Below are 24,535 nucleotides of genomic sequence, written 5' to 3' on the forward strand. Positions count from 1 at the left end.
GTCCGGGGCGCCCGGTGCCGCCGCGATCCGCAGCGCGCCGCGCAGCGGATAACCGGGCGACACCCCCTTGACCGCAGCAAGCCGCGAGACCGGCTGCGTGCCGGTCGAATTGATCATGCTGGGAAAGATCGCCGTGCTGGCGGTATCCAGACCGAGCGCTTTGGCCTTGTCCGCGAATTGCGAATCGACCGGATGATCGGCCCGCACGATGAAGTCGGCGGCGATCATGCGCCGCGCATCGCGCTCGAGCCCCTGATGCAGACGGTCAGCCAGAAAGCCGACACTCGACAACGCCGCCACGGCCAGCAACAGCGCCAGCAGCAGCATCGTCAGCTCGCCCGCGCGCCAGTCGCGCGCCGTCATGCGGACGGCCTGGTGCACCAGATCTCTGGCGCCAAAGCGGCGCGTCGGCAGAGCGGCCGTGCGCGCCGCGGAACCCCGTACCGTATCGCTCAATCGTGCCTGCTCCTGGCAAAGCGCGACACCATGTGCGTCGCCATGCCGCGAAAACCGCCCTGCACCCCGCGCCAGAGTGCCGGCAACGCCCAACTGGCCAGCATCAGAAATCCCACCATCAACACCAGAAACGCGATCGGCACGAACAGCGCCAGCAACACGCCGCCGAACACGAGGCCGTCTTCAGCGGTGGAAGTCACGATGTTCGACACCGGTTCCGGTGACAGGTTGATCAGCGCACGCGTACCGGCTTTGGCGAGATGGGCCGTGCCCGCGAGCGTGCCGCCCGCCAGCGCGGCGATGGTCAGAAGCGCCGGATCGGCGTGGCCGAGCGCGCCGGCCGCCAGTACCGCGCCGGCCGGAATGCGGATGAAAGTATGGATCGCGTCCCACAACGAATCGAACGCGGGAATCTTGTCGGCGAGGAACTCGGTGACCGTCAGCACGCCCGCCACGCCGATAACCCACGGCGAGGACAGCGCGGACAGCGTATCGGGGAGGTGAATGAGGCCAAGACGGGCGAATACGCCGGCCAGCAGGACCGTCAGATAGAGGCGCAGACCGCTGCCCCATGAGAGGCCCGCAGCGAGCGAAAGTGATTCAAGCATGGCCGCCTCCGGGCGCGCTGTGCGTGCCGGGCGCTTCAACGGGCCGATAAAAAGGGGGCCGCACCGAAGTCGTCAGACCCGCGCCAAGCCGGCCGCGCCATAGAGGACGCGGGCAATTTCAGGTTGGATTCAGTCTCATTATAGCCACGTAAATTCGCAGAACGCAGAGCGGCAATAAAATGGCGGTTTGAATGGGGTGCGAGCGCGGCTCAGGCAAGCTCGTGTCGCCAGACCGGTAACCGACTGAATAACGGGCCGAACTCGCGGCTCAATGCCCCGACGACAGCTTCAGCCCGATCAATCCGAGCACGATGAGTGACGCGCTGGCCACCCGCGCGACGGTCAACGCCTCGCCCATCATCACAATGCCGAAAATGAACGCGCCAACCGCGCCGATGCCCGTCCACACGGCGTAGGCCGTGCCGAGCGGCAACTGGCGCATGGCGACGGCGAGCAGCGCGAAGCTGCCGAGCGCGGTCACCAGCGTGAACACGGACGGCCAGAGACGAGTAAAGCCTTCAGAGGTTTTGAGACCGGCGGCCCAGGCAACTTCGAGCAAACCGGCGAGCAACAGAATAATCCAGGACATGAGACTGCTCCATGATCAGATGGGGCCGTCCCCGTTGGCGCAATGCGTAAGGCCGTCCTTACGGAATGTAATTATAGCAAACCCTGGTGTGAGCCCGCTGAGGGCTGAGTGGCGACAGGCAACGAGCGTCCCGGCCGCAACGCCCGACAGAAGACCTCAAGCCGCGCCTACCAGCCGGTATCCGACGCCCGTTTCCGTAATGATGTGCTCCGGCTGCGCCGGGTCGCGCTCCAGTTTGCCGCGCAGATGCGCCATGTAGATGCGCAGATAGTGATGGCTCTCCACGTGCGACGGCCCCCACACGTCGCGCAGCAACTGCCGGTGCGTCAGCACGCGGCCGGCGTGACGCACCAGCGTTGCCAGCAGCCGGTATTCGATCGGCGTCAGATGCACCGCCACGCCGTCACGACTCACTTGCCGCAGCGCGAGGTCGACGCTGACCGCGCCGAAGCGCACCAGCGGCGATTCGTTCGCGCCGCCCTGATTGCGCCGCCGCATATGCGCGCGAATGCGCGCCAGCAGCTCGGACACACCGAACGGCTTCGTGAGGTAGTCGTCCGCGCCGGCATCGAGCGCAGCGACTTTCTCGCCCTCTTGCGTGCGCGCCGACAGGACGATCACCGGTAACTCGCTCCAGCCGCGCAATTCGCGGATCACGTCGAGACCGTCGGTGTCAGGCAGGCCGAGATCGACGATCACCAGATCCGGCTTGCGCGTGGCGGCTTCGACGAGACCCTGCTTGCCGGTTTCGGCGTCGTGCACGACGATGCCCTCGCCTTCCAGCGCCGTTCGCACGAAGCGGCGAATCTGTTTTTCGTCTTCAATCAGAACGACTGTGATACTGGGGTCACTCATGAGCGGGCTTGGAAAGCGGGTTGAGATTTGAGGCGCCGTCGGTCCCGGCGTGCGTTAGAGGATCGTCGCTCTCGTCTTCCAGCACATCCGGCGCTTCGGGCGGCGTTTCCACCGGCAGCGTGAACCAGAAGCGCGCGCCTTCGACGCGGCCATCCGCCGACACGCGATTGAGCGCGCCGATTGTACCGCCGTGCGCTTCGACGATCGCGCGGCAGATCGCCACCCCGAGGCCAATGCCCGGCTTGGCCGATTCCTTCTCGCCGCGTGTGAATTTCTCGAACACGCGCGCCTCCATGCCGGCGGGCAGGCCGGGGCCGCTGTCGTCAACGGTGACACGGACGAACGACTTGCCGTCCGCGTCGAGACGTTGCGCGCCGACCAGCAACGGCGTATCGGGCGAGGTGTATTTGGCGGCGTTTTCGAACAGGTTGGAGAAGAGCCGCTCCATCAGCACGGCGTCGAGGTGCAGGAGCGGCAGATCGGCCTGCAACCTGACCTGCACCGGATGATTCGCCAGCACGCGCTTGCACGCACGCAACGCGGCGCCCACCGTTTCTTCGAGCAGCGTCCACTGCTGATTCAGTTGCAAACTGCCCGCCTGCAAGCGCGCCATGTCGAGCAGATTCGTCACGATGCCGGTCATGCGCAGCGCTTCTTCGTGAATCGCTTCGACCAGCTGACCGTTCGGCTGTGCCACGGCATCGGCCTCGTGCGCTTGAGCCAGCATCGACGAGAAGCCGACGATGGTCGTCAACGGCGTGCGCAGGTCGTGCGAAATCGCCGACAGCAGCGAGTTGCGCAGACGCTCCGACTCCATGCTGACGAGCGCGTCGCGCGCGATATCCACGTAGTGAACCCGTTCCAGCGCGAGCGCGATCTGCGCCGCGAACGCATCGAGCATGCGCTGCTGTTCCGGCACGTCGAGCTCGCCCTCGTCACGCATCACGACCGCGAGCACCCCGCGCGTACGCATCGGCGCCTTGAGCGGCAAGTACAGCGCGGCGGCGGCCGGCAGCGTGTCGGTGCCGTGGCCGGCCGGCTTCTGCTGATCGTAGACCCATTGTCCGACATCGCTATCGAGCATTTCACCTTCGAGCGTGATCGCCGCGTCGGGATCCTCGATCTTCTGCTTGACCTGATCGGCGCTGTCCGGCAACAGCATCGCGACGCGCGCACCGAACACTTCGCTCACGTGACGGCTGCCGATGCCGACAATCTGTTCGGTGGTCAGCGCCGCGGCCAGCTCGCGCGCCATCGCGTACATCGCACCGGTGCGTTGCTCGCGGCGACGCGCCACGCTAGCCTCACGGCGCAGGCTCGAGGTGAGATGGCTGATCACCAGCGACGTCAGCAACATGCCGACGAAGGTCAGCAGATACTGCGTATCGGAAACCGACAGCGACATGCGCGGCGGCACGAAGAAGAAATCGAACGCGGCCACGCTGAGGAACGACAGCACCACGCCTGGCCCGCGCCCCAGCTTCACCGCGGTAAAGATCACGCCGAGCAGATACAGCATGACCAGATTGGTCAGATCGATATGGTCGATCAGCTGGCTCGACAACGCCGTAATGGCCGCGCAGATTGCCACCGCGAAGCCGTAGGCACGCGGCGGCGAACGGCGTTCGCGCGCCGCGCTGAGCGCCTCGCGCCACGCGTTCGCGGTGGTGTTCAGCAAATGGCGATGTTCGCCGCCATCGCCCGCGGAAGACGCGCGAATCAGCGTGAGATCGAGATCGCCGGTCTTTTCGGCAATCCGGTCGCCAAGCGGCCGGCGCAGCCAGCGCTTGACGCCCGTGCGCGCCGAGGCGCCGGCCACCAGCTTCGATACATTGCGAGCCTGCGCATAGCCGATCAGTGCGGTGACCGCATCGGCGCCCGCGAGCGTCGCGGTTTCGGCACCGAGTTCAGCGGCTAGCTTCAACGCGTTCAGTGTGCGTTCGCGGCGCTCGTCGGGCAAACGCTGCAAGGCGGGCGTTTCCACATAAACGGCGATCCAGTCGGCCTTCAGACTCGCGGCGAGGCGCGCCGCCGCGCGCACCAGCATCGGCGCTTCCGGGCCTGGACCGACGCACACCAGCAAGCGCTCGCGCGCCTGCCAGATGCGCTGGATGGAACGGTCGGCGCGATATTCGCGCATTTGCGCGTCCACGCGATCCGCGGTGCGGCGCAGCGCCAGCTCGCGCAGCGCGATCAGGTTGCCCTTGCGAAAGAAGTTGCGTACCGCGCGCTCGGCCTGCTGCGCCATATACACCTTGCCGTCGCGCATCCGGTCGAGCAGCTCCTCGGCGGGCAAGTCGACCAGCGTGACTTCGTCGGCACGATCGAACACGCGGTCCGGAACAGTTTCCCAGACACGAATGCCGGTGATCTGCCCCACCACGTCGTTCAGACTTTCGAGGTGCTGGACGTTGACGGTCGTGTACACGTCGATGCCCGCGTCGAGCAATTCGTAGACGTCCTGCCAGCGCTTCAGATGCCGTGCGCCCTGCACGTTCGAATGCGCGAGCTCGTCGACCAGAATCAGTTGCGGCTTGCGCGCGAGCGCGGCGTCGAGATCGAACTCGCCGAGCTTGCGGCCGCGATACTCGATCTGCATGAGCGGCAGCACGTCGAGACCGCCGAGCAGCGCGGCGGTTTCCGTGCGGCCATGCGTTTCCGCGATGCCGACCACCACGTCCGCGCCTTCCTCATGACGGCGCCGCGCGGCCTGCAACATCGCATAGGTTTTGCCCACGCCCGCCGACGCGCCGAAAAAAATCTTCAGCCTGCCACGCTGACGTTTTTCTTCGTCGCGTTGCAGCTTGTCTAGCAACTCATCAGGATCGGGGCGGTTCATGCTCAATGGTTTTCATCGTTAGGCTGGCGTCGTTGTGTGCATGGTGACACGCTGACAGCCCGGCCGCAAATGACGGCGCCCGACGGCGCGCCGCTCAAAAGGCCAAGGCGGCGTCGCACCGACGCCGCCTTGGGCAGGGCCACTGTAACGGCCTGCGCGAATCAGCCGCGCTTCAACTCGTCCAATGCCAGGTTCAGTTGCAGCACGTTCACGCGCGCCTCACCCAGAATGCCGAATTGACGGCCGCTCGTATAACGGTCGACCAGCGCCTGCACATCGTTCACCGCGAGCTTGCGCGCCTTGGCCACGCGCTCGATCTGGTAAGCCGCGGCTGCCGGGCTGATCTCGGGATCGAGACCGCTGCCCGAAGACGTCACCAGATCAACCGGCACCGGCTTCGACATATCCGTGCCGGCGGCTTTCAAGGCGTCGAGACGGCCTTTGATTTCGTCGAGCAGCGCCGGGTTGGTCGGACCGAGATTCGAACCACCCGAGTTCGTCGCGTTGTACGGCATCGGGCTGGTGGCCGACAGGCGGCCCCAGAAGTACTGCGGCGCATCGAACTGTTGGCCGATCAGCTTCGAGCCGACCACCTTGCCGTCCTGTTCGATCAGGCTGCCGTTGGCCTGATCGTGGAAGGCCGCCTGACCGACGGCGGTCATGACCGCGGGATAAGCAAGTCCGGTGACGGCGGTGAGCACCGCAAAGATCACGATCAACGGACGGAACAGATTTTTCATGATGAATATTTCCTCTTAGGCTGCCGCGCTTCAAACCCAGCCGAACGCGGCCAGCACCATATCGATCAGCTTGATGCCGATAAACGGCACGATGATCCCGCCCAGACCGTAAATCAGCAGATTGCGGCGCAGCAGGATCGCCGCGCCCAGCGCCCGGTATTTCACGCCCTTGAGCGCCAGCGGAATCAGCAGCACGATGATCAGCGCGTTGAAAATCACCGCTGACATGATCGCCGAGGTCGGCGTGGCCAGATGCATCACGTTCAGCGCGTTCAACGCCGGATAGGTCGTGGCGAACGCGGCCGGAATGATCGCGAAGTACTTGGCGACGTCGTTCGCAATCGAGAACGTCGTCAGCGAGCCGCGCGTCATCAGCATCTGCTTGCCGATCTCGACGATCTCGATCAGCTTGGTCGGGTTCGAATCGAGGTCGACCATGTTGCCGGCTTCCTTGGCTGCCTGCGTGCCGGTGTTCATCGCCACCGCGACGTCGGCCTGGGCGAGCGCCGGGGCGTCGTTGGTGCCGTCACCGGTCATCGCCACCAGACGGCCTTCGGCCTGGTGCGCGCGAATCGTGGCGAGCTTCGCTTCCGGCGTGGCTTCGGCGAGGAAGTCGTCCACGCCGGCTTCCGCGGCGATAGCTGCAGCGGTCAGCCGGTTGTCGCCGGTCACCATCACGGTCTTGATGCCCATCTTGCGCAGTTCGGCGAAACGCTCCTTGATGCCGCCCTTCACCACGTCCTTCAACTCGATCACGCCCAGCACGCGCGCGCCCTGCTCGCTCTTTTCGGCGACCACCAGCGGCGTGCTGCCGCGCCGCGCGACTTCGGCGACGGCGTTGCTGACTTCATTCGGGAAGCGGCCACCGTTATTCTCGACATACGTCTTGACGGCATCGGCTGCGCCTTTGCGGATTTCACGGCCCGGCAGATCGACGCCGCTCATGCGCGTCTGGGCGGTGAATCCGAGGAACTCCGCATGCAGCGAGCCCATGTCGCGTTGACGGATGTTGAAGCGTTGCTTGGCCAGCACGACGATGCTGCGGCCTTCCGGCGTTTCGTCGGCGAGCGACGACAGTTGCGCGGCATCGGCGAGCGATTCTTCCGTCAAACCCGGCGCCGGCACGAACTGCGAAGCCTGGCGATTGCCGAGCGTGATGGTGCCGGTCTTGTCGAGCAGCAGCACGTCCACGTCGCCGGCCGCTTCGACCGCGCGGCCCGAGGTGGCAATCACGTTTGCCTGCATCATGCGGCTCATGCCTGCCACGCCGATCGCCGACAACAGCCCGCCGATGGTGGTCGGAATCAGACACACGAGCAGCGCGACCAGCGCGGTAATCGTCACCACGTGGCCGGCTTTCGCGGCTTCAACCGAGAACATCGAGAACGGCAGCAGCGTGGCGGTGGCCAGCAGCATCACGATCGTCAGCGCGACCAGCAGAATCGTCAGCGCGATTTCGTTCGGCGTCTTCTGACGCTTCGCGCCTTCGACCATCGCGATCATGCGGTCGAGGAACGCCTCGCCCGGATTCGCCGTGACACGCACCACGATCCAGTCCGACAGCACGCGCGTGCCGCCCGTCACCGACGAGAAGTCGCCGCCCGACTCGCGGATCACCGGCGCGGATTCGCCCGTGATCGCCGATTCGTCGACGGAGGCGACGCCGTCGATCACTTCGCCGTCGGCCGGGATCACGTCGCCGGTTTCGACCAGCACGACGTCGCCACGGCGCAGATCGGAAGCCGTCAGAATGCGGATCGGCGACTTCGGATGCGGCTCGTTGAGCTTCTTGGCCATCACGTCTTTCTTCGCACTGCGCAGCGATGCCGCCTGGGCCTTGGAGCGGCCTTCAGCGAGCGCTTCCGCGAAGTTGGCGAACAGCACCGTGAACCACAGCCACAAGGTGACCGCGAGAATGAAGCCCGCGGGCGCCTCGGCCTGGCCGCCGAGCGCGGCGATCCAGAGAATGGTCGTCAGAATGCTGCCGACGTACACGCAGAACATCACCGGATTGCGGAACTGCGTGCGCGGCGTCAGCTTTTTAAAGGAGTCCACGATCGCCGGGCGCAGCAGCGCCGGGTCGAACATGGACCTGGTTGCATTATGTTCAGTCATTGAATCCTCGAATTTCCCGTTTGCGCCTGTTCACTCGTTGGCTTGAAAGGGCCGCCTCAATGGGCGCCCAGCATCATCAGATGTTCAACACCAGGACCGAGCGCAAGCGCAGGCACATAAGTCAGCGCGCCGACCAGCAGCACCGTGCCGAGCAGCAGCACGACGAACAGCGGACCGTGCGTGGGCAGCGTGCCGCCCGTCACGCCGATGCGCTTCTTCGCGGCGAGCGAACCCGCAATCGCGAGCACCGGGATGATCGTGCCGAAGCGGCCGAACCACATCGCGATCGCCGTGAGCCAGTTGTAGAACGGCGTGCTCACGGTGAGGCCCGCGAACGCGCTGCCGTTGTTGTTGGCCGCCGAGCTGAACGCGTAAAGGATTTCGGAGAAGCCGTGCGCGCCGGGGTTGGCGATACCGGCCTTGCCCGCGTCGGTCAACACCGCGATCGAGGTGCCGACCAGCACCAGCAGCGGCGTGAGCAGCACGACGATCGACACCATCTTCATCTCGTACGCTTCGATCTTCTTGCCGACGTATTCCGGCGTGCGGCCGATCATCAGGCCCGCCACGAACACCGCCAGCAACGCAAACACGAGCATGCCGTACATACCGGAACCCACGCCGCCGAAAATCACTTCGCCGAGTTGCATCAGCAGCATCGGATAGAGGCCGCCGATCGGCGTGAGCGAGTCGTGCGTGTTGGCCACCGCGCCGCACGAAGCCGCCGTGGTCGCAACCGTGAAGATGCCCGACTGCGCGATGCCGAAGCGCGTTTCCTTGCCTTCCGCATTGCCGCCCGATTGCAGCGCATTAGCCGACTGGTCGACGTGCAATGCGGTAATGGCCGGATTGCCGCTCTGCTCCGCGCCGATTTCGCCGAACACACACACGCCGAATGCGATCGTCATGGCGGCGAGCACGGCCACGCCCTGCTTGCGGTCCATGATCATGCGGCCGAACACCAGCGCGAGAGCCGCCGGAATGATCAGCATCGAGAAGATCTGCAGGAAGTTCGAGAACGGCGTCGGGTTTTCATACGGATGCGCCGAGTTGCCGTTGAAGAAGCCGCCACCGTTGGTGCCGAGCATCTTGATCGCTTCCTGCGAGGCAACCGGACCCATCGCGAGGGTTTGCGTCTTCACCGGCGTATCGACCGTGACCGCGTTGCCCTTCGCGTCCTTCACCGGGTTGCCTTGCGCGTCGAGCTTCGGCGCGGCGTAGGTGGTGGTTTGCAGCGTCGGCACGTCCTGATAGGCCTTGAAGTTCTGGATCACGCCCTGGCTCATCAGCAGCGCGCCGACGATCGCTGCCATTGGCAGCAACACATACAGCGTGACGCGTGTCAGGTCGACCCAGAAGTTGCCGATGGTTTGCGCGGTGTGACGCGCGAAGCCGCGGATCAGCGCGATCACCACGACGATACCGGTGGCCGCGGAGAAGAAGTTCTGCACGGTCAGGCCGAGCATCTGCGTCAGATAGCCCACCGTCTGCTCAGGGGTGTAATCCTGCCAGTTGGTGTTGGTGACGAAGCTGATGGCTGTGTTGAACGCGCCGTCGACCGTCATCGGGCCGAACTGCTGCGGGTTGCCCGGCAGCCATTGCTGCACGCGCAGCAGCGCGTACAGGAACACCGTGCCGAGCACGTTGAACGCGATGGTGGCCAACGCGTAGTGCTTCCAGCTCATTTCCGTCGACGGATCGACGCCCGCGATGCGGTACAGCAAACGTTCGATGGGGCCGCCGAAGCGGACCACGCGCGAGCTGCCGTCCATCACGGCGCTCAGATAACGGGACACCGGCACCGCGCCTGCCAGCAGCACGACGATGAACAGGCCCGCTTGCAGGACATTGTTCGAGTTCATTCAATGTCCTCCGCGCGCAGCAGCGCATAGACCAGGTACACAAACAGCAGCGCGGTGGCCGCGCCGGACAACCAGAGGATCCAGTTCATGACCGCGCTCCCTGACCACGACGGAACTGCATCAACTTCTCGCAGCCCGCAATCAAACCGAAGGTCAGCGCGGCAAACAGCACCAGCCCCCCGACATACAGCACATCCATTTTTGTTCTCCACGACACGGAATTTGGATAGGTGCAACGGTATGCCGAAGCGCGTAAAGGCCTGGTCAAAGATAGGGAGGCGAGTATAAAAATCGCGTAAACGGAAAAGGCCGTTCCATCGTGGGATGGAACGGCCTTGTGTTGCTGGGCATGGGTTTGCGGGCGGTTTCGCCGGCTCAGTCAGCGCGCCGCGGTGTCAATGCGCAGGCGGCCTTTTTACAGCTGCCGCGGTGAATTACGGCAGCAGCACCGTCGACCCCGTCGTGCGCCGCCCTTCGAGATCCGCGTGCGCCTGCCCGACATCCGTCAGCGCATAACGCTGATTGATGCTCGTCTTGACCTTGCCCGACACCAGCACGTCGAACAACTCGGCGGACATCGCCTCGTAGTCGCTGCGCTTGCCGATATACGTAAACAACGTCGGGCGTGTAAAGAACAGCGAGCCGCGTCCGGCGAATTCCGACGAATCGATCGGCGGCAACGGGCCCGACGCGTTACCGAAGCTCACGAAGATGCCGAGCGGCGCGAGGCAATCGAGCGAGCCCGTAAACGTGTCTTTACCGATCGAGTCGTACACCACCGGCACACCGGCGCCGTTGGTGATCTCGCGCACGCGCTTCGTGAAGTTCTCGCGCGTGTAAACAATCGGATGATCGCAGCCGTGCGCCTTCGCGATCTCGGCCTTCTCATCCGAGCCGACTGTGCCGATCACCGTCGCGCCGAGCGCCTTCGCCCACTGGCACACCAGCAGACCGACGCCGCCCGCCGCGGCCTGGATCAGGATCGTGTCGCCGGCCTTGACGGGATACGTGCGGCGCAAAAGATATTGCGCGGTCAAGCCTTGCAACATGACAGACGCCGCCTGCTCGTCGCTCAACGCGTCAGGCACCTTGACGACGAGCGCCGCCTGCAGCACGCGCTCCTGCGCGTACGCGCCGGGCGGGCGCGCCACGTAGGCGACGCGGTCTCCCACCTTGAGGCCGGTCACGCCCGCGCCGAGCGCCGTCACCTCGCCGGCCGCCTCCATGCCGAGCCCCCCCGGCAGCGGCAACGGATACAGGCCCGTGCGGAAATACACGTCGATATAGTTCAGCCCGACCGCCGTCTGCCGGATGCGGATCTCGCCCGCGCCCGGCTCACCGACGTCGACATCGACCCATTTCATCACCTCAGGGCCGCCGGTTTTTTCGAATCGGATTGCTTTGGCCATCACGTCTCCTTGATGTTGAGTAGCGTTGGAACGTGCCGTGCGCGCGCGCTCAAACCTGCTGGCTCATGCGCAAAGTCAGCACGTCGAGAATCATTCGCGCCGTTGAAATGTTGGTCGCGCACGGAATATTGTGCACGTCGCATGCTCGCACCAGCGCGTTGATATCCGGTTCGTGCGGTTGCGGCGTCATTGGGTCGCGCAGAAAAATCACCATGTCCACGCGCCCTTCCGCGAGTTGCGCGCCAATCTGCAAGTCGCCGCCGTGCGGGCCGGACAGCATCCGTTCGACAGTCAAACCGTGCGTGTCGCTAATGCGGCCGCCCGTGGTGCCGGTCGCCACGATGTCGCAGCGGCGCAGCGTCTCGACGTATTCGCCGGCCAGTTTGACGATGTCGTCTTTCTTGTGATCGTGCGCGATCAGCGCAATGCGGGTGGTCATGACGTAAGACTCCTGAAACCGTTGTTGCTGTGATTGTCGTTGTTGTGGCGATGAGAAAAACGCTGCTTGATAAGAACGGCAGAACGCGCCCGTTCAAAAGGTGCCGGGATAAGCGCCGCCGTCGATCAGCCAGTTCTGCCCGGTGATGTAGCCGGCATGCACGCTGCACAGGAACGCACAGGCACGGCCGAATTCGTCGCTGGTGCCGAAGCGGCCGGCGGGGATGGTCTTCATGCGCTGCTTGCGCGCATCGTCGATGGAAATGCTCTGCGACTTGGCCTGCGCCTCGAACGTGACCGCGATGCGGTCGGTGTCGAACAGGCCAGGCAGCAGATTGTTGATGGTCACGCCGGTGGGCGCCACCTTGCGCGCGAGGCCCGCGACGAAGCCCGTCAGCCCCGAACGCGCGCCGTTCGACAAGCCGAGCACGTCGATCGGCGCCTTCACCGCCGAACTCGTGATGTTGACGATGCGCCCGTAGCCACGCGCGCTCATCGAGTCGATGGTCGCGCGGATCAGTTCGATCGGCGTGAGCATGTTGCTCTCGAGCGCGCGGATCCAGTCCTCATGCGTGAAATTGCGAAAGTCGCCCGGCGGCGGGCCGCCCGCGTTGTTGACCAGGATGTCCGGCTGCGGACAGGCGGCGAGCGCCGCGGCGCGGCCTTCCGGCGTGGTGATATCGCACGCCACCGTTTTCACCTGCACGCCGCTTTGCCGGCGGATCTCCGCCGCGGTCGCCTCCAGCGTCTCGGCGGTGCGCGCGACGATCGTCAGGTTGACACCCTCGGCGGCGAGCGCTTCCGCGCAGCCGCGCCCCAGTCCCTTGCTGGCCGCGCAAACCAGCGCGGTACGTCCGGCGATACCCAAGTCCATGTGCGTTCTCCTCGCTAGGTGGTGCGCTCTGAAGGCAAAGTTTCCCCGATTCTAGAAGAATCGGTGCCGGACTGCGCCGGGCCGTTGCAATCTCCGGTATCTAAGGGCGGCACTCTTTCGGTAAACTTGCGGCGTGGCGCGTCCGCCGAGCCAGCCGGTTTCCGGTGCGCGGGCGCGCCGAACCGATCCCTCTTGCCGCCGCGTGCGCCCCCGCCATGACTCAGGACAGCCGTTTCCCCAATCTTTTCATCCTCGATCACCCGCTGATCCAGCACAAGCTGTCGCATATGCGCGACCGGGATACGTCGACTCGCACGTTCCGCGAACTGCTGCGTGAAATCACGCTGCTGATGGGCTACGAAATCACCCGCAATCTGCCCATGACCACGCGCCGCCTCTCCACCCCGCTCGTCGACATCGACGCGCCGGTGATCGCCGGCAAGAAGCTGGCCATCGTACCGGTGCTGCGGGCCGGCATCGGCATGTCAGACGGCCTGCTGGAGCTGGTGCCGTCGGCGCGCGTGGGCCACATCGGCGTGTATCGCGCGGAAGACCACCGTCCGGTCGAATATCTGGTGCGCCTGCCGGACCTCGAGGACCGCATCTTCATTCTGTGCGATCCGATGGTCGCGACCGGCTACTCGGCCGTGCACGCGGTCGACGTGCTCAAGCGCCGCAACGTGCCCGCCGAGAACATCCTGTTCCTCGCGCTGGTCGCGGCGCCGGAAGGCGTGCAGGTGTTCCAGGACGCGCATCCGGACGTCAAGCTGTACGTCGCCTCGCTCGATTCGCATCTGAACGAGCACGCGTACATCGTCCCGGGTCTCGGCGATGCCGGCGACCGCCTGTTCGGCACGAAAAACTGAAAGCCACCTGAAAACCGCGTGACGGCGCGAGTAAAACCCCGCCGCCGCGCAGTTTTCGCACGATTTCCGGCGACTCCGCCCTCTGCCGCACCCCCGCGGCGTGATAAAATTCGAATCCGCTCCAAGAGCGGCTCAACTGCCCTGCGCCTCTCGCACCGCGCCTTTTGCAAGGCCCGGCAGGCCGGTGCGGCTTCCCCGCAGGGTCTCGCCGCACCACCTTGCCCCAACCGCGCTGCAGACCGGCGGTCCCGCTAGCGGGGCCCGGCCGGGTTCGTTCAGGCGTGAGCAGGCTCGAGACGGTTTGAACCGGGTGGTTTATCTGGCTGGCTCGCCTGGCAGGTTAACCTGGCAGGTTAACCTGGCAGATCAAGCTGGCAGATTAAGCACCGGGGCACCGGGCGGTTTGACATCGAGGCGCGCGCTCGCAATCACACGCGCAAGCGCCCGGCATCGCAACGACAATTGCACTATGCGTGCGCCGAACCGGCGCGCGCGATGGAGAAAGGTATGGCGGGTCATTCGAAATGGGCCAACATCAAGCATAAGAAAGCAGCGGCCGACGCCAAGCGCGGCAAGGTCTGGACGCGGCTCATCAAGGAAATTCAGGTTGCGGCGCGCATGGGCGGCGGCGACATCGACTCGAACCCGCGCCTGCGGCTCGCCGTCGAAAAGGCGTACGACGCCAACATGCCGAAAGATAACGTCAACCGCGCGATCCAGCGTGGCGTGGGCGGCGTGGACGGCGCAAGCTACGAAGAAATCCGCTACGAAGGCTACGGCATCGGCGGCGCGGCGGTGATCGTCGACACCATGACCGACAACCGCACGCGTACGGTGGCGGAAGTGCGTCACGCGTTTTCGAAGAACGGCGGCAACATGGGCACGGACGGCTCGGTGTCGTTCATGTTCGATCACGTCGGCCAGTTCCTGTTCGCGCCCGGCACAGCTGAAGACAAGCTGATGGAAGCCGCGCTCGAAGCCGGCGCCGACGACGTCGTCACGAATGAAGACGGCAGTATCGAGGTGCTGTGCCCGCCGAACGATTTCCCGAAGGTGAAGACCGCGCTCGAAACGGCGGGCTTCAAGGCCGAATTGGCCGAGGTGACGATGAAACCTCAGACGGAAGTCGAGTTCACCGGCGAGGACGCCGTGAAAATGCAGAAGCTGCTCGACGCGCTGGAAAATCTGGACGACGTGCAGGAAGTCTATACGAACGCCGCGATCGCCGACGAATGAGCGTGCCCCGGCAGCGCGTGGCGCGCGGGTTCCATCCGCGCCACGCTGCCGGCCGGCCCTCGCGTTGCTGCTGAGCGGGCGTCGTGTGTCTTCCGCGTCGCGTCCACCCCGGTTCGCACTGTGCCCGCGCCGCCACCTGGCTGCGGACCCGGAGCGATCCGCGCAGTTATTTCACGGCTGAGCGCCTGGCGCCAGCCGTTCATGGTTTTTAAGTCTCGGGGATTCACATGAAGTTACTCGTCGTCGGTTCCGGCGGTCGCGAACATGCGCTCGCATGGAAGCTCGCGCAATCGCCGCGGGTTCAGCTCGTCTACGTCGCGCCAGGCAACGGGGGCACCGCTCAGGACGAGCGTCTGCGCAACATCGACATTACCGATCCGGCCGCGCTCGCCGATTTTGTCGAACAGGAGCAGATCGCCTTCACGCTGGTCGGGCCGGAAGGTCCGCTCGCGGCCGGCATCGTCAATCTGTTCCGCTCGCGCGGTCTGAAGATTTTCGGACCGAGCCGGGAAGCCGCCCAGCTCGAAAGCTCGAAAGACTTTGCCAAGGCGTTCATGAAGCGCCACGCGATTCCGACCGCCGAGTACGAAACCTTCGCCGACGTCGCCGCCGCGCACGCGTATCTGGACGCCAAGGGCGCGCCGATCGTCATCAAGGCCGACGGCCTTGCCGCCGGCAAGGGCGTGGTGGTCGCGCAAACGCTGGAAGAAGCGCACGCCGCGGTCGACATGATGCTGTCGGACAACAAGCTGGGCGATGCCGGCGCGCGTGTCGTGATCGAAGAATTCCTCGCCGGCGAAGAAGCCAGCTTCATCGTGATGGTCGACGGCAAGCATGTGCTGGCGCTCGCGTCGAGCCAGGACCACAAGCGCCTGCTCGACGCCGACCAGGGCCCGAACACCGGCGGCATGGGCGCCTACTCGCCCGCGCCGATCGTCACGCCGCAACTGCATGCCCGCGTGATGCGCGAAATCATCCTGCCGACCGTGCGTGGCATGGAGAAAGAAGGCATCCGCTACACCGGCTTCCTGTACGCCGGCCTGATGATCGACGCGCAAGGCAATCCGAAAACGCTCGAATTCAACTGCCGCATGGGCGACCCCGAAACGCAGCCGATCATGGCGCGTCTGAAGGGCGACTATTCGAAGGTGGTCGAGCAGGCCATCGCCGGCACGCTCGACACGGTCGAACTGGAATGGGACCGCCGTACCGCGCTCGGCGTGGTGCTCGCCGCGCACAACTATCCGGACACGCCGCGCAAGGGCGACCGTATCAGCGACATCCCCGCCGAAACCACGGATTCGGTCACATTCCACGCCGGCACCACGCTCGCGGACGGCAAGCTGACCACCTCGGGCGGCCGCGTGCTGTGCGTGGTCGGTCTGGCGGATTCCGTGCGCAGCGCGCAGTCGGTCGTCTATGAAACGATCAATCAGATCTCGTTCGACGGCATGCAGTACCGCCGCGACATCGGCTACCGTGCGCTGAACCGCAAGCACGACGTCAAGACCGACGGCAAGCACTAAGCCACCGCTCCCACTCGCTCGCGTGCGGCGCCAACGGCGCTACACTGCGGGCGGTGGCACCACTTGTGGCGGCTTTTGCGGCGGCGCTCGAGCAGGATTTCGCGGCAAACCGCTCGCTCCCGGCGCCACACGGCGGGCCCGCCCACCGCCCTTCACGAAGAACCCGCGGCACGATATACGTGCCGCCCTCAGCATCTGCACTCATGACCGATTCGAGCTACGACGCACAGGCCGTGCGCAGCTGGTTGCAAGGCCTGCAAACGCATATCGCGGACACGCTCGGCGAATTCGACGGCACGCCGTTCGCCACCGACGCGTGGCAGCGCGCGCCCGGCGAAAAGCTGCGCGGCGGCGGCTGCACGCGGATTCTCGAAGGCGGCAAGTTCTTCGAGCGCGCCGGCATCGGTTTTTCGGACGTCGCGGGCGACACCTTGCCTGGCTCGGCGAGCGCGGCGCGTCCGCAACTGGCAGGCCGCGGTTTCGAGGCGATGGGCGTGTCGCTCGTGCTGCACCCGCACAATCCGCACTGCCCGACCGTGCATATGAACGTGCGCCTGCTGATCGCAACCAAGGCCGGCGAAGAGCCGGTGTTCTGGTTCGGCGGCGGCATGGATCTGACGCCGTACTACGGCTACGAGGAAGACGCGCAGCATTTCCATCGCACCTGCCGCGACGCGCTGCAGCCTTACGGCGCGGACCTCTACCCGAGTTTCAAGCGCTGGTGCGACGAGTATTTCTTCCTCAAGCACCGCAACGAGCCGCGCGGCATCGGCGGGATTTTCTTCGACGATTTTTCCGCGCCGGGCTTCGCTCAATCGTTCGCAATGGCGAAAAGCGTCGGCGATGCGTTCCTCAAAGCGTACCTGCCGATCATCGAAAAGCGCCGCAACATTCCGTACGGCGAAGCCGAGCGCGATTTCCAGGCATACCGGCGCGGGCGCTACGTCGAGTTCAATCTGGTCTTCGACCGTGGCACACTGTTCGGGCTGCAAAGCGGCGGACGCACGGAGTCGATCCTGATGTCGATGCCGCCGGTGGCGAACTGGCGCTATAACTGGCAGCCCGAACCAGGCACGCCGGAAGCGCGTCTTTACAGCGATTTTCTCGTGCCGCGCGAGTGGGTGTGACGGGCCGCGCCCGCTCAGTCCCCGCATCGTCACGACAAAGGATCCTCACCTGAAGCCAAACGCTCAACCTGTCGCCCTGCCCCGCCGGATCGGACTGCTCGGCGGCACGTTCGATCCGATCCACGACGGCCACCTCGCGCTCGCACGGCGTTTCGCCCAGGTGCTGCATCTGACCGAACTCGTGCTGCTGCCGGCCGGCCAGCCGTGGCAAAAAGCGGACGTGTCGCCGGCCGTGCATCGCCTCGCGATGACGCGCGCGGCCGCGGGCGAGTTGGTGTTGCCGGGTGCGAGCGTGCGGGTCGCGACCGACGAAATCGATCACGACGGCCCGACTTACACGATCGACACGCTGCAACGCTGGCGTGAACGCGAAGGTCAGGACGCCTCGATTGCGCTCCTGATCGGCGCGGACCAACTGGTGCATCTCGACACATGGCGCGACTGGCGGCGCCTGTTCGAGTTTGCCCACATCTGCGCGGCCACCCGGCCCGGCTTCGACCTCGGGTCGATTCCGCCGGCGGTCGCACAAGAAATCGACGCGCGCCGTGCCCGCGCCGACGTTCTGCAAGCCACGCCCTGCGGCCACTTGCTGATCGATACGACGCTTGCGTTCAACGTCTCGGCCACCGACATTCGCGCGCATCTGCGTGAACAGGTGAACCGGCGGCTCGCCCTCGCGGGCGGCGAACAGCAAGGCCAGGCGGCGAGCCATGTCCCCACCGCGGTGTGGGACTATATTCTTCAACATCATCTGTACCACCGGTAACCCATGGATATTCGCAAACTGCAACGCGTGATCGTCGACGCTCTCGAAGACGTCAAAGCGCAAGACATCAAGGTGTTCAACACCAGCCACCTGACCGCGCTGTTCGATCGCGTGATCGTCGCGAGCGGCACCTCGAACCGGCAAACCAAGGCGCTCGCATCGAGCGTGCGCGAGGGCGTCAAGGAAGCAGGCGGCGACATCGTCAGCACCGAGGGCGAGGACATCGGCGAATGGGTGCTGGTCGATTGCGGCGACGCCATCGTGCACATCCTGCAACCGGCCCTGCGCCAGTACTACAACCTCGAGGAAATCTGGGGCGACAAGCCGGTGCGCATCAAGCTGTCCACGCCCGATCCGTTCGGCGGCGCGCGCTCGAGCGAGCCCGATGAGGATGAGGACGAAGACGAAGCAGCGCCGGCCGTGAAGAAGCCCGCTCGCAAGACGGCTACGCGCCGCAAGTGAGCGGCCTCGGACCGGCTCGCCGTCACAGTCCACGCTTGCTTCTGCGTTTTTATCGGTCATGAAACTGCATATCCTCGCCGTCGGCCACAAGATGCCGGACTGGATCGCCACCGGCTTCGACGAGTACGCGAAGCGCATGCCGCCCGAGCTGCGCATCGAGTTGCGTGAAATCAAGCCCGAGCAGCGTTCGTCGGGGCGGCCTGCGGAAAGCGTGATGGCGGCCGAGCGGGTGAAGATCGAAGCCGCGTTGCCGAAGAACGCGCGCATCGTGGCGCTCGACGAACGCGGCAAGGACTGGACCACCATGCAGCTCGCCGGCGCCCTGCCCGGCTGGCAGCAGGACGGCCGCGACGTGGCGTTTCTGATTGGCGGCGCCGACGGGCTCGATCCCGAGCTGAAAGGGCGCGCCGATATGCTGCTGCGCGTCTCCAGCCTGACACTGCCGCACGCGATGGTCCGCGTGCTGCTTGCCGAACAGCTTTACCGCGCGTGGACCATCACGCAAAATCACCCCTATCATCGCGTGTGAGCGAGCGAGGCGGCGCACGGGTCGCGTGTTTCTAGCGGTGTCTTGTTAGCCATGCGTCGTGCGCTCATGCACCGCTCATGCGCCGCTCATGCACCCGACACGCACTTCGCTTCATCGAGACCCGTTCATGTCCACGCCCGCCGCTTCACTGCATCCGTTCGTCTACCTCGCCTCGCAAAGTCCACGCCGCCAGGAATTGCTGCAACAGCTTGGCGTGCGCTTCGAACTCCTGCTGCCGCGCCCCGACGAAGACGCCGAAGCGCTCGAAGCCGAGTTGCCCGGCGAGCGCGCGCACGACTATGTACAGCGCGTGTGCGTCGCCAAGGCGCAAGCCGCCCGTGCGCGCCTCGTGGCCGGCGGCCATGCCGAGCGGCCGATTCTGGTTGCGGATACAACCGTCACAATCGACGACGCGATTCTCGGCAAGCCGGTCGACGCCGACGACGCCGTCGCCATGGTCACCCGCCTCGCCGGCCGGGACCACGAAGTGCTGACCGCCGTGGCGGTGGTCGATGCCGAGGGCCGCTTGCTGCCGGCCGCGCTGTCCGTCTCGAAGGTGCGTTTTGCTGCGCTGCACGCAGACGCGATCCGTCGCTATGCGGCGAGCGGGGAACCGCTCGGCAAAGCGGGCGCGTATGGTGTGCAGGGACGCGCCGCGGAGTTTATCGAGCATATCGACGGGTCCTATTCAGGTATCATGGGTTTGCCGCTTTTTGAATCTGCTGCCCTCCTGCGCGCAGCACGCATCGACTTCTAAAATAACACCATGAATGAAGAAATCCTGATCAATGTCACGCCGCAGGAAACGCGCGTCGCGCTCGTCCAGCAAGGCGCCGTCCAGGAACTTCACGTCGAACGAACACTGTCGCGGGGCCGTGTCGGCAACGTCTATCTCGGCAAGGTCGTGCGCGTGTTGCCGGGCATGCAGTCCGCCTTTATCGATATCGGTCTCGAACGCGCCGCGTTTCTTCATGTGGCCGACATCTGGCACCCGCGCATTGCCGGCGAACCGCAGCATCAGGCACCGCATCAGCCCATCGAAAAAATCGTCTTCGAGGGACAGACACTCATGGTGCAGGTCGTGAAGGATCCGATCGGCACCAAGGGCGCGCGCCTGTCCACGCAAGTGAGCATCGCCGGGCGCACGCTGGTGTATCTGCCGCAGGAACCGCACATCGGCATCTCGCAGAAGATCGAGAGCGAAGCCGAGCGCGAAGCCGTGCGCGCGCGTCTGACCGCCGTGCTGCCCAGCGACGAAAAAGGCGGCTACATTGTCCGCACCATTGCCGAAGACGCGACCAGCGAAGAGCTGGCCGGCGACGTCGCCTATTTACGCAAGACGTGGGCCACGATTCTGTCGCAAGCACAGCGCATGCCGCCGACGAGCCTGCTTTACCAGGATCTGAATCTCGCGCAACGTGTGCTGCGCGATTTCGTCAACGACGAAACATCGCGCATTCAGGTCGATTCGCGCGAGACGTATCAGATGCTGGCCGACTTCGCCGCCGAGTTCACGCCTGCGGTTTCGTCGAAGCTGCACCACTACACGGGCGAGCGGCCGCTCTACGATCTGTACAACATCGAGACGGAAATTCAGCGCGCGTTGTCGCGCCGGGTGGATTTGAAGTCGGGCGGGTATCTGGTGATCGACCAGACCGAAGCGATGACCACCATCGACGTGAACACCGGCGGCTATGTCGGCGCGCGCAATTTCGACGATACGATTTTCAAGACCAATCTCGAAGCCGCGCACACCATTGCCCGGCAACTGCGGCTGCGCAATCTGGGCGGCGTGATCATCATCGACTTCATCGATATGGAAAATGGCGAGCATCGCGATCAGGTGCTGGGCGAGTTGAAGAAGGCGCTGTCGCGCGACCGCACGCGCGTGACCGTGAATGGTTTCTCACAGCTTGGCCTCGTGGAAATGACACGTAAGCGCACGCGCGAATCCCTCGCGCATGTGCTGTGCGAGCCCTGCCCGGTTTGCCAGGGCAAGGGCCAAGTCAAAACGGCGCGCACGGTGTGCTATGACGTGCTGCGCGAGATTCTGCGCGAGTCGCGGCAATTCAATCCGCGCGAGTTTCGCGTGGTGGCGTCGCAGCAGGTGATCGATCTGTTTCTTGAGGAAGAGTCGCAGCATCTGGCGATGCTGATCGATTTCATCGGCAAACCGGTGTCGTTGCAGGTGGAGTCGAATCTGAGTCAGGAGCAGTACGATATTGTGCTGATGTAAATCCGCAAATCCTTATCCACAAAGGATTTCGCGCAACCACCACGCCTCAATTTAGCTTCTGGCTACCTATTGAGGGCGCGCCCGCTCCCAGAGCATCCTCATGGATCCGGCTCGTGACTTTGCTCACGATGCCTCCATCAGTCGCCTTCCTTGAACGCGAATGAAGCGGTGAGCAGGATGGCCGCGCTCCAAAGAAAGAACTGACCGATAATCCCGCTTGTCCCCAAGCCGCCGCCGACAAACGCAGCGCTCAAGTAGTAAAACACCGCTGCCATCTTGTTCCCCTAGAGGAACCCCCAGCACGTTTTTTTACCACTATACCGCGTTGGCGAGAACCTCGTGGCGCGCGGCTATCTGATGGGTTTGGTGGGATGAACTTCAAATTTTTACCATGTCCAGCCGCCATCAGCACCGCGGCAATCGCTAGCGGGGACGAGTTCGCAACACCACGTGCCATGGTCAAGCGGGACCGTCAGTCCGTCATACGACATGGCGCGCTCCGGACCACATCTGTATGAGAGTCTCCATATGCAGCTTTCCTCCGCGTCGTTTGAGACGCGTATACCTAGCACGCAAGCCCGGATGATCCGCAAAACATCGTCAAGAAGCGGCGCGCATTGCCCAGAAAGAACGAGCCCCTTTTTTCCTCATTGACTGCACTCCGCCGCAAGCCGTATGTCCATCCCACTGGATGTGTAGTCTTCACAACCTGTGTAAAGCGGCAAGCAACCTATCCAAACCAATAGGTGTCCATGTGCTCTCCCCTCTCTTGTGTCAATATTTGACGCCGGCCGGTTTGGCGGCCGACCGAAGTGGAGGTAACACCTGCCTAACGAGAATATGCGGATAAGTGCGGCGGGCTACGCCGCTCTCCGTTTTAATGAGGGTGTTGTGATGCATTACTACAACGACGCCCCGGTCAACGGCAACTGCACCTGGGGTATCGGTACGCTCGCGCACCTCGGCCCCTGCACGCAGGAAGAGTTGCAGCGCACCGTGCTTCCGGAACAGGCGACAGCGCGAAACCGCCCCGTTCCGGCAGGGAGGACACTAACTGTGCGTAGACTTTGTACGGGCGTTGCCCTCTGTTTATTCGCGTCCCTGAGCACTGCGCAGGCTACCACCCCCTCCATTGATGACTTTCAAGGGAAGTGGACCGTTACCGATGTTGTCGGCTATGGCAATACCTCGGGCGGAATACCAGAAGCAAAGAAGCTGTTAGGTAAGGTGCTGAGCATTTCGGCCGGCGGCATCGAGTTCGATCGTGAGCGCTGCAAGCCGCATAAGGTCGGCATCGCTATGGTCGATACCGCATCGCGGCTGAAAGATGATTTCGGCATCAATCTCGAGGACACTGGACTACCGGCCAACACGGCACTACTGGACAGCTCGAACTGCACAGCGGTGTACCGGATGGACGAACACCGCGTCCTGTTCGAGTGGGATGGTGTCGTGCTGAGGGCGGTTAAACACTGAGAAGTGCCACACAAGGCGGCCTGCGCAGGGGCCGCGCTTTCTGACGCGGTTCAGATATCTCCGTAAGGCCATGGCGGAACGCATGAGCATGTCCTCCTCATCGACGCCTCGATCGTCATACCCAGGTGGTTGGAGATGCGCTCGACTCTGGCTTCAATCTGCAGCATCCAGTTCGCCGTCGCCTGACAACAAATCCGAGAAATCTACCGGCCGCAATCTTTGCATCGCCTCCTCCATTTGCTTGTCGTATCGTCGGTCGTTGGGATCGTAGCCGGCATGCGCCTTGCGGGCATACGTCTGAACGAAACAGCCAAGTTGCCCGACCATGCGCTGATCTAGTTTTTTCACGGCAATTCCGTGGAGCCTGAAACTACGTCGACCGTCTCGAATTCGACGAGTAACTCCGCACCAAGCGTTGCGGCGAAAACCGCGATTGGCTTTGGTTGGTGGTTTTCCTTTCCAAAGTACGACGTTTCAAGCGAATCGAGCGCGCGCTTGTATTCACTGGCGCTGTAGTCGGTAAGAATCTTTGCGTCATAAATGATGTTCTGAATCAAGAAATCATTCATATGACAGCGAGATGCACCTTTGAAGCGCACGCGGGCACGTGCCTTCCCGTCGTCGAACATTAATGCCAATTCAACGACCCCGGCTTTCATGTCTGCGGAGATGCCCATCAGATACCAGTCGTGAAATGATTCGAATTTCTTGAGAGTTTCCATCGCTAGCTCGTTAGGGATTCCAAGGGCTAAAGGGTACAACGTCGTCTCCACCGTCACGGACACCGTTGGTCCAATTGTGAGCGTGCGGCTGCAATCCGTTGTGCACGTGATCGAAATCGATATCGGTGGTGATCGTTCGCCGGAAGTCGTAGTTGGGTCGGAAGTACAGGTCGAAGGCGCGGCAATCCTCCTCGAGTTGCCTGCGTTCGCCGGCACTCAGGAAGGGAAGCCGGCCACCACCGGTACCTTCGTAGTCGCTAGCGGGCACCAGCTCGCAACACCACGTGCCATAGTCGAGCGGGACCGTCAGTCCGTTATATGACACGGCGCGCTCCGGGCCATATCTGTATGACTATCTCCATACACACCCTTCCTCCACGTCGATTTGAGGTGTGGATACCTAGCACGCAAGCCCGGAGGATCTGCAAAACATCGTCAAGAAGCGGCGCGCATTGCCCAGAAGAACGAGCCCCTTTGCTCCTCATTGACTGCACTCCGCCGCAAGGCTTATGACCATCCCACTGGATGTGATCTGGACGGCATTGAGACCTCGCCCGGAGTGCAAATGCCCAAAGCGAGCATCGCGATCAGGTGCTGCGCGAGATTCTGCGCGAGTCGCGGAAATTCAATCCGCGCGAGTTTCGCGTGGTGGCGTCGCAGCAGGTGATCGATCTGTTTCTTGAGGAAGAGTCGCAGCATCTGGCGATGCTGATCGATTTCATCGGCAAGCCGGTGTCGTTGCAGGTGGAGTCGAATCTAAGTCAGGAGCAGTACGATATTGTGCTGATGTAGTCCCCGCGAAGG

General features: G+C 63.8%; 26 protein-coding genes and 2 pseudogenes. 11 read left to right on the forward strand and 17 right to left on the reverse strand.

Annotated features, from left to right (window positions below; genetic code table 11):
• The 13 genes and pseudogenes from A6V37_RS18815 to A6V37_RS18875 form a co-directional block, all read right to left on the reverse strand.
• Positions 1–456, reverse strand: a pseudogene (locus A6V37_RS18815) (ABC transporter permease); the annotation flags it as partial.
• Positions 453–1,064 carry a DUF4126 domain-containing protein gene (locus A6V37_RS18820; RefSeq protein WP_064272121.1) on the reverse strand — a complete coding sequence of 204 codons (612 nt, stop codon included), beginning with the start codon at positions 1,062–1,064 and terminating at the stop codon, positions 453–455. The pseudogene A6V37_RS18815 and the gene A6V37_RS18820, both read right to left, overlap by 4 nt.
• Positions 1,065–1,332: 268 nt before the next feature.
• A complete protein-coding gene (sugE, locus tag A6V37_RS18825; RefSeq protein WP_064272122.1) occupies positions 1,333–1,653 on the reverse strand; it encodes a quaternary ammonium compound efflux SMR transporter SugE in 321 nt (106 codons plus the stop codon).
• 156 nt (positions 1,654–1,809) lie between these two features.
• Positions 1,810–2,508, reverse strand: a complete 699-nt coding sequence (gene kdpE, locus A6V37_RS18830) for a two-component system response regulator KdpE (RefSeq protein WP_064272123.1) — start codon at positions 2,506–2,508, stop codon at positions 1,810–1,812.
• A complete protein-coding gene (locus A6V37_RS18835) occupies positions 2,501–5,347 on the reverse strand; it encodes a DUF4118 domain-containing protein (RefSeq protein WP_064286207.1) in 2,847 nt (948 codons plus the stop codon). Before A6V37_RS18835 ends, kdpE begins: the two co-directional genes overlap by 8 nt.
• A gap of 161 nt (positions 5,348–5,508) precedes the next feature.
• Positions 5,509–6,087 carry a potassium-transporting ATPase subunit KdpC gene (kdpC, locus tag A6V37_RS18840; protein WP_064272125.1) on the reverse strand — a complete coding sequence of 193 codons (579 nt, stop codon included), beginning with the start codon at positions 6,085–6,087 and terminating at the stop codon, positions 5,509–5,511.
• A 30-nt stretch (positions 6,088–6,117) separates the two neighbouring features.
• Positions 6,118–8,202, reverse strand: coding sequence for a potassium-transporting ATPase subunit KdpB (gene kdpB / locus A6V37_RS18845; RefSeq protein ID WP_064272126.1), 2,085 nt, complete (start codon positions 8,200–8,202; stop codon positions 6,118–6,120).
• Between the two features lie 56 nt (positions 8,203–8,258).
• Positions 8,259–10,064, reverse strand: a complete 1,806-nt coding sequence (gene kdpA, locus A6V37_RS18850) for a potassium-transporting ATPase subunit KdpA (protein WP_064272127.1) — start codon at positions 10,062–10,064, stop codon at positions 8,259–8,261.
• Positions 10,061–10,153, reverse strand: a complete 93-nt coding sequence (kdpF, locus tag A6V37_RS18855) for a K(+)-transporting ATPase subunit F (RefSeq protein ID WP_011487462.1) — start codon at positions 10,151–10,153, stop codon at positions 10,061–10,063. Before kdpF ends, kdpA begins: the two co-directional genes overlap by 4 nt.
• Positions 10,150–10,263 carry a hypothetical protein gene (locus A6V37_RS18860; protein WP_064272128.1) on the reverse strand — a complete coding sequence of 38 codons (114 nt, stop codon included), beginning with the start codon at positions 10,261–10,263 and terminating at the stop codon, positions 10,150–10,152. The genes kdpF and A6V37_RS18860 overlap by 4 nt, the downstream gene beginning before the upstream one ends.
• A gap of 235 nt (positions 10,264–10,498) precedes the next feature.
• A complete protein-coding gene (locus tag A6V37_RS18865; RefSeq protein ID WP_064286208.1) occupies positions 10,499–11,473 on the reverse strand; it encodes a quinone oxidoreductase family protein in 975 nt (324 codons plus the stop codon).
• A 49-nt stretch (positions 11,474–11,522) separates the two neighbouring features.
• Entirely contained in the window at positions 11,523–11,912 is a 390-nt protein-coding gene (locus A6V37_RS18870) for a methylglyoxal synthase (RefSeq protein ID WP_064272130.1), read from the reverse strand.
• Positions 11,913–12,005: 93 nt separating this feature from the next.
• Positions 12,006–12,785 carry an SDR family oxidoreductase gene (locus A6V37_RS18875; RefSeq protein WP_064272131.1) on the reverse strand — a complete coding sequence of 260 codons (780 nt, stop codon included), beginning with the start codon at positions 12,783–12,785 and terminating at the stop codon, positions 12,006–12,008.
• 215 nt (positions 12,786–13,000) lie between these two features.
• Between A6V37_RS18875 and upp the strand changes: the two genes are divergently transcribed.
• The 9 genes from upp (at position 13,001) to rng (ending at position 21,533) form a co-directional block, all read left to right on the forward strand.
• Entirely contained in the window at positions 13,001–13,651 is a 651-nt protein-coding gene (gene upp / locus A6V37_RS18880; RefSeq protein WP_064272132.1) for a uracil phosphoribosyltransferase, read from the forward strand.
• 507 nt (positions 13,652–14,158) lie between these two features.
• Positions 14,159–14,887 (forward strand): YebC/PmpR family DNA-binding transcriptional regulator, encoded by a 729-nt coding sequence (locus A6V37_RS18885; RefSeq protein WP_064272133.1) that lies wholly within the window; start codon positions 14,159–14,161, stop codon positions 14,885–14,887.
• 227 nt (positions 14,888–15,114) lie between these two features.
• A complete protein-coding gene (purD, locus tag A6V37_RS18890; RefSeq protein ID WP_064272134.1) occupies positions 15,115–16,413 on the forward strand; it encodes a phosphoribosylamine--glycine ligase in 1,299 nt (432 codons plus the stop codon).
• Between the two features lie 203 nt (positions 16,414–16,616).
• A complete protein-coding gene (hemF, locus tag A6V37_RS18895) occupies positions 16,617–17,540 on the forward strand; it encodes an oxygen-dependent coproporphyrinogen oxidase (protein ID WP_064272135.1) in 924 nt (307 codons plus the stop codon).
• Between the two features lie 49 nt (positions 17,541–17,589).
• A complete protein-coding gene (locus A6V37_RS18900) occupies positions 17,590–18,306 on the forward strand; it encodes a nicotinate-nucleotide adenylyltransferase (protein WP_064272136.1) in 717 nt (238 codons plus the stop codon).
• Positions 18,307–18,309: 3 nt separating this feature from the next.
• A complete protein-coding gene (gene rsfS / locus A6V37_RS18905; protein WP_064272137.1) occupies positions 18,310–18,768 on the forward strand; it encodes a ribosome silencing factor in 459 nt (152 codons plus the stop codon).
• Positions 18,769–18,826: 58 nt separating this feature from the next.
• Entirely contained in the window at positions 18,827–19,297 is a 471-nt protein-coding gene (gene rlmH, locus A6V37_RS18910; RefSeq protein ID WP_064272138.1) for a 23S rRNA (pseudouridine(1915)-N(3))-methyltransferase RlmH, read from the forward strand.
• A 127-nt stretch (positions 19,298–19,424) separates the two neighbouring features.
• Positions 19,425–20,054 carry a Maf family protein gene (locus A6V37_RS18915; RefSeq protein ID WP_064286209.1) on the forward strand — a complete coding sequence of 210 codons (630 nt, stop codon included), beginning with the start codon at positions 19,425–19,427 and terminating at the stop codon, positions 20,052–20,054.
• A gap of 9 nt (positions 20,055–20,063) precedes the next feature.
• Positions 20,064–21,533, forward strand: coding sequence for a ribonuclease G (gene rng, locus A6V37_RS18920; protein WP_064272140.1), 1,470 nt, complete (start codon positions 20,064–20,066; stop codon positions 21,531–21,533).
• 137 nt (positions 21,534–21,670) lie between these two features.
• Here rng and A6V37_RS40820 read toward each other — a convergent pair whose 3' ends face one another.
• Positions 21,671–21,808 (reverse strand): hypothetical protein, encoded by a 138-nt coding sequence (locus tag A6V37_RS40820; RefSeq protein WP_157447889.1) that lies wholly within the window; start codon positions 21,806–21,808, stop codon positions 21,671–21,673.
• Between the two features lie 619 nt (positions 21,809–22,427).
• On the opposite strand from A6V37_RS40820, the gene A6V37_RS42410 reads away from it, so the two are divergent.
• Positions 22,428–23,009, forward strand: coding sequence for a hypothetical protein (locus tag A6V37_RS42410; RefSeq protein WP_242665982.1), 582 nt, complete (start codon positions 22,428–22,430; stop codon positions 23,007–23,009).
• A 153-nt stretch (positions 23,010–23,162) separates the two neighbouring features.
• On the opposite strand, the gene A6V37_RS18935 is transcribed toward A6V37_RS42410, so the two are convergent.
• From A6V37_RS18935 to A6V37_RS18945, 3 genes are read right to left on the reverse strand one after another with little or no spacing between them, the layout of a single operon-like run.
• On the reverse strand, positions 23,163–23,357 hold the full coding sequence (locus A6V37_RS18935; protein WP_064272141.1) for a hypothetical protein: 195 nt from the start codon (positions 23,355–23,357) through the stop codon (positions 23,163–23,165).
• On the reverse strand, positions 23,354–23,731 hold the full coding sequence (locus A6V37_RS18940; RefSeq protein ID WP_064272142.1) for a hypothetical protein: 378 nt from the start codon (positions 23,729–23,731) through the stop codon (positions 23,354–23,356). The genes A6V37_RS18935 and A6V37_RS18940 overlap by 4 nt, the downstream gene beginning before the upstream one ends.
• 10 nt (positions 23,732–23,741) lie before the next feature.
• Positions 23,742–24,056 carry a hypothetical protein gene (locus tag A6V37_RS18945; RefSeq protein WP_064272143.1) on the reverse strand — a complete coding sequence of 105 codons (315 nt, stop codon included), beginning with the start codon at positions 24,054–24,056 and terminating at the stop codon, positions 23,742–23,744.
• A gap of 266 nt (positions 24,057–24,322) precedes the next feature.
• Here A6V37_RS18945 and A6V37_RS18950 point away from each other — a divergent pair.
• A pseudogene (locus A6V37_RS18950) lies at positions 24,323–24,523 on the forward strand (ribonuclease E/G); the annotation flags it as partial.
• Positions 24,524–24,535 lie beyond the last annotated feature (12 nt).

Origin of the sequence: Paraburkholderia ginsengiterrae (assembly GCF_001645125.1) — a bacterium.
Taxonomy (GTDB): Bacteria; Pseudomonadota; Gammaproteobacteria; order Burkholderiales; family Burkholderiaceae; genus Paraburkholderia; species Paraburkholderia ginsengiterrae.

Excerpts from the sequence above, each read along its gene's own strand:
- A6V37_RS18820 (WP_064272121.1), bottom strand. The coding sequence starts at position 1,064 with ATGCTTGAATCACTTTCGCTCGCTGCGGGCCTCTCATGGGGCAGCGGT.
- sugE (WP_064272122.1), bottom strand. The coding sequence starts at position 1,653 with ATGTCCTGGATTATTCTGTTGCTCGCCGGTTTGCTCGAAGTTGCCTGG.
- kdpE (WP_064272123.1), bottom strand. The coding sequence starts at position 2,508 with ATGAGTGACCCCAGTATCACAGTCGTTCTGATTGAAGACGAAAAACAG.
- A6V37_RS18835 (WP_064286207.1), bottom strand. The coding sequence starts at position 5,347 with ATGAACCGCCCCGATCCTGATGAGTTGCTAGACAAGCTGCAACGCGAC.
- kdpC (WP_064272125.1), bottom strand. The coding sequence starts at position 6,087 with ATGAAAAATCTGTTCCGTCCGTTGATCGTGATCTTTGCGGTGCTCACC.
- kdpB (WP_064272126.1), bottom strand. The coding sequence starts at position 8,202 with ATGACTGAACATAATGCAACCAGGTCCATGTTCGACCCGGCGCTGCTG.
- kdpA (WP_064272127.1), bottom strand. The coding sequence starts at position 10,064 with ATGAACTCGAACAATGTCCTGCAAGCGGGCCTGTTCATCGTCGTGCTG.
- kdpF (WP_011487462.1), bottom strand. The coding sequence starts at position 10,153 with ATGAACTGGATCCTCTGGTTGTCCGGCGCGGCCACCGCGCTGCTGTTT.
- A6V37_RS18860 (WP_064272128.1), bottom strand. The coding sequence starts at position 10,263 with ATGGATGTGCTGTATGTCGGGGGGCTGGTGCTGTTTGCCGCGCTGACC.
- A6V37_RS18865 (WP_064286208.1), bottom strand. The coding sequence starts at position 11,473 with ATGGCCAAAGCAATCCGATTCGAAAAAACCGGCGGCCCTGAGGTGATG.
- A6V37_RS18870 (WP_064272130.1), bottom strand. The coding sequence starts at position 11,912 with ATGACCACCCGCATTGCGCTGATCGCGCACGATCACAAGAAAGACGAC.
- A6V37_RS18875 (WP_064272131.1), bottom strand. The coding sequence starts at position 12,785 with ATGGACTTGGGTATCGCCGGACGTACCGCGCTGGTTTGCGCGGCCAGC.
- upp (WP_064272132.1), top strand. The coding sequence starts at position 13,001 with ATGACTCAGGACAGCCGTTTCCCCAATCTTTTCATCCTCGATCACCCG.
- A6V37_RS18885 (WP_064272133.1), top strand. The coding sequence starts at position 14,159 with ATGGCGGGTCATTCGAAATGGGCCAACATCAAGCATAAGAAAGCAGCG.
- purD (WP_064272134.1), top strand. The coding sequence starts at position 15,115 with ATGAAGTTACTCGTCGTCGGTTCCGGCGGTCGCGAACATGCGCTCGCA.
- hemF (WP_064272135.1), top strand. The coding sequence starts at position 16,617 with ATGACCGATTCGAGCTACGACGCACAGGCCGTGCGCAGCTGGTTGCAA.
- rsfS (WP_064272137.1), top strand. The coding sequence starts at position 18,310 with ATGGATATTCGCAAACTGCAACGCGTGATCGTCGACGCTCTCGAAGAC.
- rlmH (WP_064272138.1), top strand. The coding sequence starts at position 18,827 with ATGAAACTGCATATCCTCGCCGTCGGCCACAAGATGCCGGACTGGATC.
- A6V37_RS18915 (WP_064286209.1), top strand. The coding sequence starts at position 19,425 with ATGTCCACGCCCGCCGCTTCACTGCATCCGTTCGTCTACCTCGCCTCG.
- rng (WP_064272140.1), top strand. The coding sequence starts at position 20,064 with ATGAATGAAGAAATCCTGATCAATGTCACGCCGCAGGAAACGCGCGTC.
- A6V37_RS40820 (WP_157447889.1), bottom strand. The coding sequence starts at position 21,808 with ATGGCAGCGGTGTTTTACTACTTGAGCGCTGCGTTTGTCGGCGGCGGC.
- A6V37_RS42410 (WP_242665982.1), top strand. The coding sequence starts at position 22,428 with ATGCATTACTACAACGACGCCCCGGTCAACGGCAACTGCACCTGGGGT.
- A6V37_RS18940 (WP_064272142.1), bottom strand. The coding sequence starts at position 23,731 with ATGGAAACTCTCAAGAAATTCGAATCATTTCACGACTGGTATCTGATG.